This window comes from Cytobacillus sp. FSL H8-0458, assembly GCF_038002165.1.
Classification (GTDB): Bacteria; Bacillota; Bacilli; order Bacillales; family Cytobacillaceae; genus Cytobacillus.
In genome coordinates this window covers 2,935,731-2,947,788 of record NZ_JBBOBR010000001.1, presented here as the reverse complement: position 1 = coordinate 2,947,788, position 12,058 = coordinate 2,935,731, and the positions used below count along the sequence as shown (strand labels likewise).

General features: G+C 42.0%; 12 protein-coding genes. 7 read left to right on the top strand and 5 right to left on the bottom strand.

Annotation, left to right across the window (positions count from 1 at the left end; genetic code table 11):
• Positions 1-33: 33 nt before the first annotated feature.
• From NYE23_RS14355 to NYE23_RS14345, 3 genes are all read right to left on the bottom strand, one after another.
• Positions 34-561, bottom strand: coding sequence for a tryptophan transporter (locus NYE23_RS14355; RefSeq protein WP_341078831.1), 528 nt, complete (start codon positions 559-561; stop codon positions 34-36).
• Positions 562-689: 128 nt separating this feature from the next.
• Entirely contained in the window at positions 690-1,772 is a 1,083-nt protein-coding gene (gene serC, locus NYE23_RS14350; protein WP_341078829.1) for a 3-phosphoserine/phosphohydroxythreonine transaminase, read from the bottom strand.
• Between the two features lie 172 nt (positions 1,773-1,944).
• Entirely contained in the window at positions 1,945-2,364 is a 420-nt protein-coding gene (locus tag NYE23_RS14345) for an HIT family protein (protein ID WP_159346512.1), read from the bottom strand.
• 632 nt (positions 2,365-2,996) lie between these two features.
• Here NYE23_RS14345 and NYE23_RS14340 point away from each other — a divergent pair.
• The 3 genes from NYE23_RS14340 to NYE23_RS14330 all read left to right on the top strand — a co-directional run bounded on the left by NYE23_RS14340 (position 2,997) and on the right by NYE23_RS14330 (position 5,739).
• Positions 2,997-3,737 (top strand): ABC transporter ATP-binding protein, encoded by a 741-nt coding sequence (locus tag NYE23_RS14340; protein WP_341078823.1) that lies wholly within the window; start codon positions 2,997-2,999, stop codon positions 3,735-3,737.
• Positions 3,730-4,950 carry an ABC transporter permease gene (locus tag NYE23_RS14335; RefSeq protein WP_341078821.1) on the top strand — a complete coding sequence of 407 codons (1,221 nt, stop codon included), beginning with the start codon at positions 3,730-3,732 and terminating at the stop codon, positions 4,948-4,950. Before NYE23_RS14340 ends, NYE23_RS14335 begins: the two co-directional genes overlap by 8 nt.
• A 63-nt stretch (positions 4,951-5,013) precedes the next feature.
• Positions 5,014-5,739: an EcsC family protein gene (locus NYE23_RS14330; protein WP_341078817.1), complete on the top strand. Its 726-nt coding sequence runs from the start codon at positions 5,014-5,016 to the stop codon at positions 5,737-5,739.
• 67 nt (positions 5,740-5,806) lie between these two features.
• On the opposite strand, the gene NYE23_RS14325 is transcribed toward NYE23_RS14330, so the two are convergent.
• Positions 5,807-7,012 carry a M20 family metallopeptidase gene (locus NYE23_RS14325; RefSeq protein WP_341078815.1) on the bottom strand — a complete coding sequence of 402 codons (1,206 nt, stop codon included), beginning with the start codon at positions 7,010-7,012 and terminating at the stop codon, positions 5,807-5,809.
• A gap of 160 nt (positions 7,013-7,172) precedes the next feature.
• Between NYE23_RS14325 and NYE23_RS14320 the strand changes: the two genes are divergently transcribed.
• The gene (locus tag NYE23_RS14320; protein WP_341080739.1) at positions 7,173-7,829 is read left to right on the top strand and encodes a phosphatase PAP2 family protein; all 657 of its coding nucleotides are present in this window, start codon (positions 7,173-7,175) and stop codon (positions 7,827-7,829) included.
• Positions 7,830-7,868: 39 nt separating this feature from the next.
• Here the strand turns inward: NYE23_RS14320 and NYE23_RS14315 are convergent, their stop codons facing one another.
• Positions 7,869-9,275 (bottom strand): hypothetical protein, encoded by a 1,407-nt coding sequence (locus tag NYE23_RS14315; protein ID WP_341078814.1) that lies wholly within the window; start codon positions 9,273-9,275, stop codon positions 7,869-7,871.
• 251 nt (positions 9,276-9,526) lie between these two features.
• Between NYE23_RS14315 and liaF the strand changes: the two genes are divergently transcribed.
• Genes liaF through NYE23_RS14300 form a run of 3 tightly spaced genes read left to right on the top strand, consistent with a single transcriptional unit; the run spans position 9,527 to position 12,048 of the window.
• Positions 9,527-10,351 carry a cell wall-active antibiotics response protein LiaF gene (gene liaF, locus NYE23_RS14310; protein ID WP_445662601.1) on the top strand — a complete coding sequence of 275 codons (825 nt, stop codon included), beginning with the start codon at positions 9,527-9,529 and terminating at the stop codon, positions 10,349-10,351.
• Between the two features lie 9 nt (positions 10,352-10,360).
• Positions 10,361-11,404: a sensor histidine kinase gene (locus NYE23_RS14305; RefSeq protein WP_341078810.1), complete on the top strand. Its 1,044-nt coding sequence runs from the start codon at positions 10,361-10,363 to the stop codon at positions 11,402-11,404.
• On the top strand, positions 11,401-12,048 hold the full coding sequence (locus tag NYE23_RS14300) for a response regulator transcription factor (RefSeq protein ID WP_341078807.1): 648 nt from the start codon (positions 11,401-11,403) through the stop codon (positions 12,046-12,048). Before NYE23_RS14305 ends, NYE23_RS14300 begins: the two co-directional genes overlap by 4 nt.
• Positions 12,049-12,058: the final 10 nt, after the last annotated feature.

Here is a 12,058-nt window from a genome sequence, read left to right as displayed (position 1 = left end):
AAAGCCCGCTTATTTGCGGGCTTTTCTGTATAGTTATTGGCTGATCGTCTGCTGAGTCAGCTTGGTTCTGTTTGCGATTGATTGTGCTACAGGATAAAGGATTACCATTGCAGCCGTGTTAACTGCAGCTGCAGGAAGTACAACTGCTGCAAATAATGCTGTGAAAGGTCCCGGCAGTCCGACAATCAGGTATGCCGAAGTTAAAAACACAATTCCGGATACGATTGTTCCTGCTGCTGTTAAGACAGCTGCACTGACGATATTCTTCCTGAATTTCTTTACGATCAGGAACAAGGCGAAAAAGGTAAATGCAGTAACCGGCTTATCAATGATATTCGGGATTAATCCTCCAGGAAAGGTTGTGGTTAATCCGGAAATCAGGCCTGTAACTAAACCTAAAAGCAAAATGCTTCTGGTGTCTGGAAAAAGGATTATGCCTAAAAACATCATGGTAAGCATCATGTCCGGTTTCATTCCGAGAAAGAACCCTGGAACAACGGCATGAAGCACTGCGCCCATCCCAACCAATAGGGATAAGGCCACTAAATTTTTTGTATTCACTTCTCATCTCTCCTCTGCTATTCTCTGACTAAGCTCTGTCGTCTCTCCTGCAGTGCTCTCTTTGCCTGCAGCGAAAAACTTTAACTCATTATAACATATATCACTGGAATTCAAAGGTGTTATATTTTTTAATTATTATTTTGAAAAGCTTTCATGAATGCGGCCAGCTTTTCAACATGGTGTTCTGGCACAGCATTGTAAATAGATGCGCGGCATCCCCCGATAGAACGGTGTCCGCCAAGCCCGACAAATCCTGCTTCTTTTGCCAGTTTCTGAAATTCCCTGGAGAGGTCCTCGCTGTGAAGATTAAAAGTGACATTCATACGGGATCTGCTGTTTTTATGGGCATGCCCTATGTAAAAGCCTTCACTTTCATCAATAACATCATAAAGCATTTTTGCCTTCTTCTCATTGGCCTTTTCAATCTGATGTAGGCCGCCTATCTGCTCTGCCCATTGAAGCACAAGAGACAGCAAATAGATTGAAAGAGTAGGGGGTGTGTTATATAAAGAGTTGTTATTGGCAAATGTATTGTAATTTAGCATTACTGGAAGCGTTTCTGATGATCTTTTTAAAAGTTCTTTTCGGATAATGACTACTGTTACACCGGAAGGGCCGAGATTTTTCTGGGCACCGGCATAGATCAAATCAAATTGTTCTACTTTCAATGGACGGCTTAAAATATCGCTTGACATATCTGCTACTAATGGTGTTTTTTTATTTGAAGGAAAGGTTTTCCATTGTGTACCGTAAATTGTATTGTTGCTGGTAATATGAAGATAGGCAGCATTGTCCGGAATATCATCTTGACTGAATTCGGGGATAAAGCTGTATTTTTGATCCTTGCTGGAGGCAGAAATGACGGTTTCGCCAATTTTATCTGCTTCTTTTAAAGCTTTCTCCGACCAGGAACCGCTTAGAACATAATGGGCTGCCTGGTCTTTTCCCAGCAGGTTCATCGGCACCATGGAAAACTGAAGACTTGCTCCGCCCTGGATAAAAAGCACTTCAAAGTCATCCGGGATGGCCAGCAGTCTTCTTAAACGTGTGATTGCCTGATCATGTACTGCCTGATATTCCTTGCTTCTATGGCTAAGCTCCATAATGCCCATTCCAGTATTGCCGAAGTTCAGCAAACTCTTTTCCGCTTCTATTAATACTTCTTCCGGCAGGGCAGCGGGACCTGCATTAAAATTTAGAGCACGGTACATTTTTCTCCCTCCAAAAATAAAATCAATTCACTATAACACTGTGAAGAAATAAAGATAGTTAATATGTTAACAAAATTTACTGATTTGTACAGAGAAAAAAATGAACATTTTGAAAAATTAGAGATAAAAGAGGCAAAAAAATTCCCCCTGAAAAAACAGGAGGATCAGAGGGTTACAGATGCTTTTTTATGGCATCAGAGATTTCCTTAAGATCTGAAGCTGAATAATCAGATTGATGTGATTTCCACACAACCCCTAAGCCATCACCGTCACCATAACGGGGAATAAGGTGGGAGTGGAAATGGAAAACGGTCTGTCCGGCGTGTTCACCGTTGTTATTAATTAAATTCAAGCCAATTGGATCAAATTCGGCCTTGATGGCTCTGGCAATCTCAGGAACAGCTTCGAAATAGTTCCGGGCTGTTTCAGCATCCATTTCATATAAGTTTTCTTTATGTACTTTCGGAATGACAAGTGTATGCCCTTTTGTGACCTGGCTTATGTCCAGAAATGCCATCACATGCTCATTTTCGAATACCTTGGCTGAAGGAATCTCGCCATTGATTATTTTACAGAAGATACAATCGTTCATTATGTCAGCTCCTAACCAAATATCTTTTTCACAATTCTACCATATCCGCCAAAAAACAAAAAAGCAAAAGGGATAGGATTATTGCATTGTTCTATTCATAGAATAAAAGGCAGGATCCGCTTGGAATCCTGCCTTCGTGAAGGGGAAGCTTCTATTGGAACGTTTCTGATTCAGGTAAATTCTCTTTAACAAACACCTCATTTATGAATGAATTGTGTTCATATCTAGAGAAAATCGATCTTTGTTCAATCGGACCATCCCCTTATTTTCTTTATATGCTTTTACAGGCGTATAAAGCTTGGATGATAGTCTTTAACAAACACCTCATTTAAAAAATGACTTAGTGACCACTTACGGGTAAAGCGATCAAGTGTTTAAGATCATCAGGTTTCATGTGCAATGCAACCATCCCCTTATTAGGAACGTTTGAAGCTTATACTGAAAGGAAACTGTCTGCGACAGACACCTCATTTCAAGTTTTGATCATCTGAATGGTGTTCAAATGATTTATTTCCCCTTCATAGATTAGAATGTCCTGCCTCGTAATTTATATACAGGAATTTGCCCAAACTGGACAATTTGCTTTGGCTTTTTTTACAATGGACTTATATATAGTAGGAAGGACGTTGAGAATGGCGCTGCTTGAGATTAAAAATGTTACCGGCGGCTATACGAGAAACCCGGTCTTAAAGGATGTCTCCTTTGAGGTGGGAGAAAATGAAATCGTTGGCCTGATTGGCCTTAACGGTGCCGGAAAAAGTACGACCATTAAACATGTAATTGGCTTAATGGAACCGAAAGAGGGCGAAATAACGATCAATGGCATGCAATTCCTTAAGGATAAGGAAGGCTATCGCAAGCAATTCACTTTTGTTCCGGAAACCCCGATTTTGTATGATGAACTAACACTCGAAGAGCATCTGCGTATTACAGCCATGGCATACGGTCTGCCTGAAACAGAGTATAAACCAAGAGTGGAAACACTCCTGAAGGAATTCAGAATGGAAAAAAGACTGAAGTGGTTTCCGGCTCACTTTTCTAAAGGAATGAAGCAGAAAGTAATGATCATGTGCGCTTTTTTGGTGCAGCCGTCATTATACATTGTTGATGAACCATTTGTAGGTCTGGATCCGCTTGGGATTCAGTCACTTCTTGATTTAATGAAGAAAATGAAAGAGAGCGGTGCGGGCATTCTTATGTCCACCCATATTCTTGCTACAGCTGAAAGGTATTGTGATCGTTTTGTGATTTTACATGAAGGCAAAGTAAGGGCGAAGGGAACATTAGCAGAGCTGCAGCAGCAATTTGCAATGCCGGGAGCAACCCTCGATGATTTATATATCCAGCTCACAAAGGAAGAAGATTATGTTTGATGAAAAACAATTATGGAAGGAGAGATTCGGGAGGACTGTCAAAGAGCTTTCCCGCTATCTCCGTTATATTTTTAATGGCCATATTGTCATTGTCATGGTGTTTCTTCTGGGAACTGCAGCTTTTTATTATCAGGAGTGGATAAAAAACCTGCCCGGTGATTTTCCTGCTGCAGAGATTATCGCAATCATCTTAGCTCTCCTGGTTACATACAGCCCGATTTATACATTCTTTTCTGAAGCAGACAAAATTTTTCTGCTGCCGCTTGAAGGCAGGCTTTCAGGTTATTTCAGACGTTCGATGGCAGTCAGCTTTTTTGTGCATGCATATCTCCTAGTTATGGGGCTGGGAGTTTTATTGCCCTTGTATGCAGCGGTGAATGATGGCAATTTTAAAGTGTTTTTACCCTTTCTGCTGATCCTGCTGTCGCTGAAAATGATCAATTTGCTGATACGCTGGAAGATACAATATTATATCGAAACAAGCGTACACATATTGGATGCATGTGTCCGTTATGCTGTTAACGCTGTGTTTCTATATTTTCTTTTTAGCGGCGCTTCCCCTATTTTCATGCTGGCAGCAGGTGTGCTGCTAATCCTGCTGTATTTGTTCTTCAGCATGAAATCCAGGGATAAAGGGCTAAAATGGGAATATTTGATTGATCAGGAGGAGAGAAGGATGACCTCCTTCTACAGGCTGGCCAATATGTTTACAGATGTTCCAAAGCTGAAAGACCGCGTAAAAAGACGGAAGTGGCTTGATTGGCTGCTTTCAGGTATTCCATTCAAACAGGATGCAACTTTTAAAAATCTTTATGTCCGTACATTTCTCCGTTCCGGTGATTACTTCGGTTTATTCATTCGTTTATCTCTTATTGGGGCTGGAGCAATTTATTTGATTTCGTATGGAATGGGACAAATCCTGCTTGTGCCGCTATTCATGTACCTAACCGGCTTTCAGCTGCTGCCGCTATGGAATCACCATCAGGATAAGCTGTGGGTGAATTTATATCCGGTTAAAGGGAATATAAAGGAGAAGTCCTTTAAACAGCTGCTGACAGGAATACTTTATGTACAGGCACTCTTATTATCGCTGGCTGTACTGGCAAATGGCGGATGGCTGGCTTCGCTTTTAGCGTTAGCCGTTGGAGTTTTATTTGCATATGTATATACTCATATCTATATTCAGAAACGGCTGGCAGGCAGCCGGGCTTAAAATGAAACCTTTGCTGTCTTTTGTGCGTATATAGAGTCATCCTGAAAAAAGGCAGGTAGGAAAATGAAGGAGTATGAATTAAAGGCATATTATGAAATTGAAGAATGGAAGAGACGGATCAACAAGCGCTCCAGTATGCTGAATCGCCTTTCCAAAAAAGCTCAGATAAAGGTAAATAGTATAATACCTGAAAAAGCTCATCAAATTATTACAGACAGCATTAAGAATATGGTTAAGGCAACTTTGATTGGATCGAATGCACTCACCAAAAAAAAACAATCTGCCGGCCGCAGCCTGGAAATGATGGATCACATGCTGGAAGAGAAGATTTCGACATATCGCAAAACAGCTGCTGTCGAAGGTGCCGGAACCGGGGCAGGGGGAATACTCCTTGGCATTGCTGATTTTCCCTTGCTGCTGAGCATTAAGATGAAATTTCTTTTTGAATCTGCCTCCATATATGGATTTGATACAAATGATTATGAGGAGCGCCTGTTTCTCCTCCACGTTTTTCAGCTTGCATTTTCCAGTGATGATAAAAGGAAAGAAACGCTAATGCTGATTGAAGGATGGGATGACCGGAAAGAAACACTGGCTGACATGGACTGGAAGGCATTTCAGCAGGAATACCGGGATTATATCGACTTTGTTAAAATGCTCCAGCTGGTGCCGGGAATAGGTGCTGCTGTCGGGGCGTATGCGAACTATAATTTGCTTGACCACTTAGGTGAAACCGCTAAAAATGCTTACCGTCTGCGGATATTGAAAACAGCCCCAAGGCCTGATTAGGCTTGGGGCTATTTTTTTATAATCAGCCTGAGGCGAGTGTCATGCAATGCGCTCAAATATCCGCTTATTAACCTACTTCAACAGAGTCCTTGCTCTGCTGAAAGCTATGATAGTTTAAGGCTGCTGCTCCCAGTGTTTTGGCTGCGATCAGCATGGCTTTTTCATCAATATCAAATTTGGGGTGATGGTGCGGGTAATTTTCGGATGTATTTTCAGGTCTTGCCCCGGTAAAGAAGAAGGTGCCTTTCACATGCTGCAAATAGTATGCGAAATCTTCGCCGCCCATTTCAGCGTCTGTTTCTTCTACCCATCTGACTTCATCAATTTCCCCTGCCAGTTCAGCCAGGTATTCAGTTTCTTTTTTATGATTCACAACAGCAGGGTAGCCTCTATGGAACCGATACTCATAGCCGCTGTCTGCTGTGTAGCATGTTCCTTTGACAATGCGCTCGATTTCCGCTTCGATATTAGTGCGGACGTCTTCGTTAAATGTGCGGACAGTACCGATCAATTTTGCTTTATCGGCAATTACATTAAATGCGTTATCAGCAACGAAGGATCCAACTGTTACAACTGCAGAGTCAATTGGATTTACTTTTCTGCTGACGATTTGCTGTAGATTGACAACCAGCTGGGAGGCAGTTACGATCGCATCTTTCGTTTTGTGAGGCTGTGCTCCGTGCCCGCCTTTTCCTTGGATGGTAACTTCAAACCTGTCTGCTGCCGCCATAAATGGACCAACTCGATATTGAATTTTCCCTGTTGGTTCTGATGCCCACAGGTGAGTTCCAAAAATGGCATCGACACCCTCAAGGCAGCCATCTTCAATCATCGATAACGCTCCGCCTGGAGCATATTCCTCGGCATGCTGGTGAATCATTACATATGTACCTTCTAATTCCTCGCGAAGTTCATTGAGTGCCTTCGCCAGTACAAGTAAAGTTGCCGTATGTCCATCATGTCCGCAAGCATGCATTACCCCGGGGACCAATGATTTATACGGGACATCCTTTTCATCCTGGATAGGAAGTGCATCAAAATCAGCTCTTATAGCAATTGTCTTTCCGGGTTTGCTTCCATGAATCCTGGCAACCACTCCATTTCCCCCGACATGACTACGGACTTCTATCCCCAGATTTTCATAAAAGGTTTTGATATAGTGAGCAGTCTTCTCTTCCTTAAAGGATACTTCAGGGTTCTGATGAAGATAGCGCCGGATGGAGACCATTTCATCATAATAGCTTTCCAGTTTTTTAAATAGTGTATCAGACATGATTTCCTCTCCTATCGACGTAATTTTTCCATTATTATAACATTCTTTAATAGGATAAAGGGGGAAATGTTTTTTTTTCTGCAAACTTAACATAATAAAAGTGAAGAAGAGATGATACTATAAATTAAAACTAAAATGGGGGGTATTAGTAAGATTGGAAATGCTTAAATCTAAATGGACCTATTTTTTCCTGGCTGTATCCGCATCAATTTTTCTTTATTTTCTTGTTGCCGTTACTAATGGACAACCTCTTAATTTTGACCGTTATTTGTCAAAATTCTTTACAGGATTATTTTCAAAAAGCACCCATCCATTTTTTGAAGCCATGGACAATATGGGGAGTAAAATCGGTGTAGGGATTATTACATTGGTTTTCTTAGCGCTGCTTTGGATCAAGTATAGGAATTATGAAGCGATGGCAGCTCTTGTTTTTGGTGTAGCAGCGGGAAATGAAGTAAATAAGTGGCTTAAAGTTGCTGTTGGAAGGCCGCGCCCTGATCAGGAGCATCTTGTTGATGTGGCGAGTCTCAGCTTTCCGAGCGGACACGCGATGATTGGGATGATTCTGTATACGTTCATTGCCTATTTTATCATTAACGAGCTGGAATCAGAGTCAGCCAAATGGATCACGGCCATTATAGCTGGCATTTGGATTTTTCTAATGGGGATCAGCAGGATTGTGATGGGTGTACATTATCCATCTGATATCGCAGCAGGATTTGCAGCAGGCTATATTTGGGTATTCATTTCAATTTCCCTTTACGTGGCATTAAAATCAATGTTCAGAAGGAATTCATATGAGCGGGAATCTGCATAAAAGCAAAAGAGACTATCGCCCGATAGTCTCTTAGCTGTTTTAAATGAGGAACACGGCTGCAATAGTTGTCACAATTAAGCCAATTGTGACCGGAAGCAGGTTCCGGCGAGCCAGTTCAAAAGCATCTACATTGCAGATTGCAGCTGCAGGTATAAGGGCCCAGGGAACCAGTGTACCACCGCCTACCCAGATAGCAGCTACCTGCCCGAGAGCCGTTAAGGTTGCAGCACCTGTTCCGATAGCTGTCGCAAATAGATTTGCAATGGAGCCGGCAAGTGAGATGCCGGAAAATCCGGATCCATCAAGCCCCGTAATGGCTCCAACGGCAGTCAGTGTAATGGCGCCTACCTCTTTGCTTAAAGGGACAACAGATGCAAGCCCCACTCCAAGATCATTAACGATTCCATGGGAGCTCTTTGGCAGAAAGTCTCCTATCATTTGAGAAAATCCAGCGTCCCCCAGATAAAAGAAAGCTGCAATTGGAATGACAGGACCAAATACTCTGAATCCAAACTGGAAGCCTTCAACTAAATAGGCTGTTGTTTTTTCAAGACCTTTATTACGATGGGCAGCGAGCGTAATCATCAGGAGGATAAATATTGATGTCCCGCCTACCAAGGCCGTTGCGTCACCGCCCTGAAGATCTAAGGCAAACATGGCTGCTACATCAGCAGCAAATAAGATTGGAATTAATAACGCGAAAAAACGCTTTTGTTTAAGTGAAAGCAGATGTTTTTGACTGGCATCAGGCTGCAGTTCAGCCGGGGTATCCCCAGTAAGCCCAGTAGCTGCAGTCAGCTTGCCGCTCTTCATATCTCTCTTGATAAGATAAAAAGCGGTAATAGTCGTGACTGCACCCATAATAATAACAAGCGGAACACTGGCTGATATGACCTCGCCTACAGGAAGTCCGGCTGCGTCGGCAGTTAACTTGGGTGCAGCCTGGATGATATAATCTCCGGATAGTGCGATTCCGTGACCGAACAGGTTCATAGCCATTGCCACACCCAAAGCAGGTAATCCTACCCGGATAGCTACGGGAAGAAGGACTGCCCCCATTAAGGCAACAGCAGGAGATGGCCAAAAAAAACAGGAGATGACCATCATCAAAATTCCGATCGTCCAGTAGGCAAGTGCCGGTGTTCTGATTAATCTGGTAAAAGGAGAGATCATGACATCATTAATTCGGGTTGTAGTCAGTGTCCGGCTCATGGCCACTATAATGGAAATGACCAGTATAGTGGAAAGGAGTTCTGTTATCGCAAATATAAAACTGGTAAAAATACTGCTGATTGATCCGCTTAAGGAGCCGGTAGCCGTAATGGCAATTAAAAAGATGCCCGCAATACAGACAAGCGTTGTATCTCTCCTCATTACCATGAAGCCGATGATGAAGAGAATAAAAAGCACATATATCCAATGGATGGCTGTCAGCTCAACTCCCACCTGATTTTCCCCCTTTCAAAATTCCATAAGAGAAGCGCCGGTTTAGGCGAATCACCCGATTCGGAATGTAGTACAGAATATGATGTAAAGAAATAAATGGTGATATGAATTGAATCCGTCCGGAGGAGGAGGCTGAAATACCCCTGGGAATGTTTCAATAGAATTGCTGACTGATAAAATGAATGTACAGGAGGAAAATGTTTTTGCATTAGCGAATACAAGAATAGGAGAAAAGAGGGAAGGGAAAGCCTATGAGATACAGGTCAGTTAATCAAATAATATTCGCGATAACTTTATCAGCTGTTGGAGTTTTACTTCTTCTTATGAACATAGGTGTCATTTCCTTGGAAATAAAAGAGGTATTTGTCGTAATTTACCCCTTTATCCTAATGGCTGCAGGGTGTCATTATCTGCTGTCATACATACTGAAGAAAAGCAGGAGCGGGATGTTTCCCGGGTTATTTCTAATCGTATTTTCATTCCTATTAATCCTTGATCGTCTCGGAGAAATTGAATTCAGTTTTATGGAATTCTGGAAACTCTGGCCACTGTTTCTTATTTTTATCGGCATTAATATTCTATTGAAAAAAGATCGTTTAAAGATACATTTTGAACAGGATTTTCCGGCAGATATTTACGGGAAAGATAAAGGTGCAGCGGAGAAAAAAGTTATTAATATCTCAAAATATGAAAGCCCTCAGCCGCTTAAAAATATAAGAGGCTTTTCAATTGGCGATGTGGATTTTAAACAGCCGAATTGGTCTCTCGAGCCAATGGATTTATATACAATGATCGGTGATTACTTTATTGATTTCAGCAAAGCTTTCATCCCGGAGAAAGAGACGCCTGTCATTGTGAGAGGGTGGATTGGAGATGTGAAAATGATCATCCCCGAAAACATTCCGGTGATGATCCAGTCAAATATTAATATAGGAGACATCCGCATTTTTGATCAAAAGACAGGTGACATCAACCGCTGTCTTCATTATAAGTCGCCTGGTTATGATGAAGCATCCAGAAAGCTGAAAATCGCTGTACAAGTAAAAATCGGATCCATTCGGATCGATAAAGTATAGGGGTATAAGATGAAAAAAAGCGGAATCAGGTATTGGTTTGTGCAGAGCTTTGTTATGATGGCAATTATAAGTTCATTAATCTATTTTGTCGGATTGCAGGTCTATCTATTTTATTATTCTGAATCGCCATTGACTATAACAAGCACCTTCTGGCTGTTTTTGTATGTTTTAACGGTATTACTGCTTACGGGTGCCTATTTTGGGCTCAAGGGCAGCTACTTAATAAAAGGGCGGCTCGGTGATATTTTATTATTTGTTTCGACCTTAAGGAGCGGAAAGTATGCTGATCGGATGGAATCTTATGAAAAAGATGAAATAGGATTAATATCAGATGAACTGAATCAGCTGGCCGAAAATATTCAGGAGCAGGTTTTTTCCATGCAGAGGCTTGCTGATGAAAAGTCTGCATTGGCACAAACAGCCCATTCAGCAGCTGTAATGGAAGAAAGACAGCGCCTGGCCAGGGATCTCCATGATGTAGTGAGCCAGCAGCTTTTCGCATTAAGTATGATGTCTTCAGCAGCCCTGAGAGTTTTTGATTTGGATAGTGATAAAGCGAGAGAGCAGTTAAGTGAAATCTCTGAAATCGCTGCGAAAGCCCAGGGGGAAATGAGGGCGCTTCTCCTCCATCTTAGGCCTGTGCAGCTGAGTAATGACAGACTCTGTGATGGTATTATTAAGCTGATACAGGAGTTAAAGGCAAAGACAAACATCGAATTTCATGCAAGCATTGATGAGATTGAGAACCTTTCCAAAGCAGCGGAAGAGCATATATTCCGGATTGTCCAGGAGGCTTTATCTAATGTGCTCCGCCATGCGGATGCAGGAAAGATAAAAGTAACCCTAACGGAAGAGGAAGATTACATCTATCTTTTTATTGCAGATAACGGGAAAGGGTTTAATCCTCATATAGAGAGAATCACTTCTTACGGGCTGAAGACAATGAGGGAACGCTGTGAGGAGGTTGGCGGAATATTCAAAATACGATCCAGGGAAAACGATGGAACTTATATAGATATTAAAATTCCGGCAAAAGGGGGGAGGCTGAAATGATCAGGGTAGCAGTTGTGGATGACCATGAAATGGTAAGAAGGGGAATTATTTCTTATTTGGCAACTGAAACTGGCATAGAGGTCATTGGGGAAGCAGGCAGTGGAAATGAAGCTGTAAAGCTAGTGCTCAAAGAACGGCCGGAAATCGTTTTGATGGATCTCCTGATGGATAATGGGAACGGAATTGAAGCGACAAGGCAGATTTTAAAAAGCTATTCTGAGTGCAAGGTTATTATCATAACCAGCTTTTACGATGATGAACAGATTTTTCCGGCCATTGAAGCGGGTGCCTTCAGCTATATGCTGAAAACGGCAAATGCTGCCGAAGTTGTGAATGCAATTAAGAAAGCTGCACAGGGGGAGCCTGTCATTGAATCCAAGGTTGCTGGGAAAATGGTAAGCCGTTTCAGAGAAAAAGAAAAAAAGCCTCATGATGATTTAACTGAAAGAGAGTTTGATGTCCTGCTCTGCATTGGGGAAGGGATGACAAACCAGGAAATCAGTGAAGAATTGTTCATTGGCATCAAAACCGTCAAAACACACGTTAGCAATATCCTCAGTAAACTGGGCGTTACTGACCGTACACAAGCAGCCGTGTATGCCAACCGAAATGGAATCATAAAAAAACAGGCGAAAAAAGGATGAGCTATAAGGC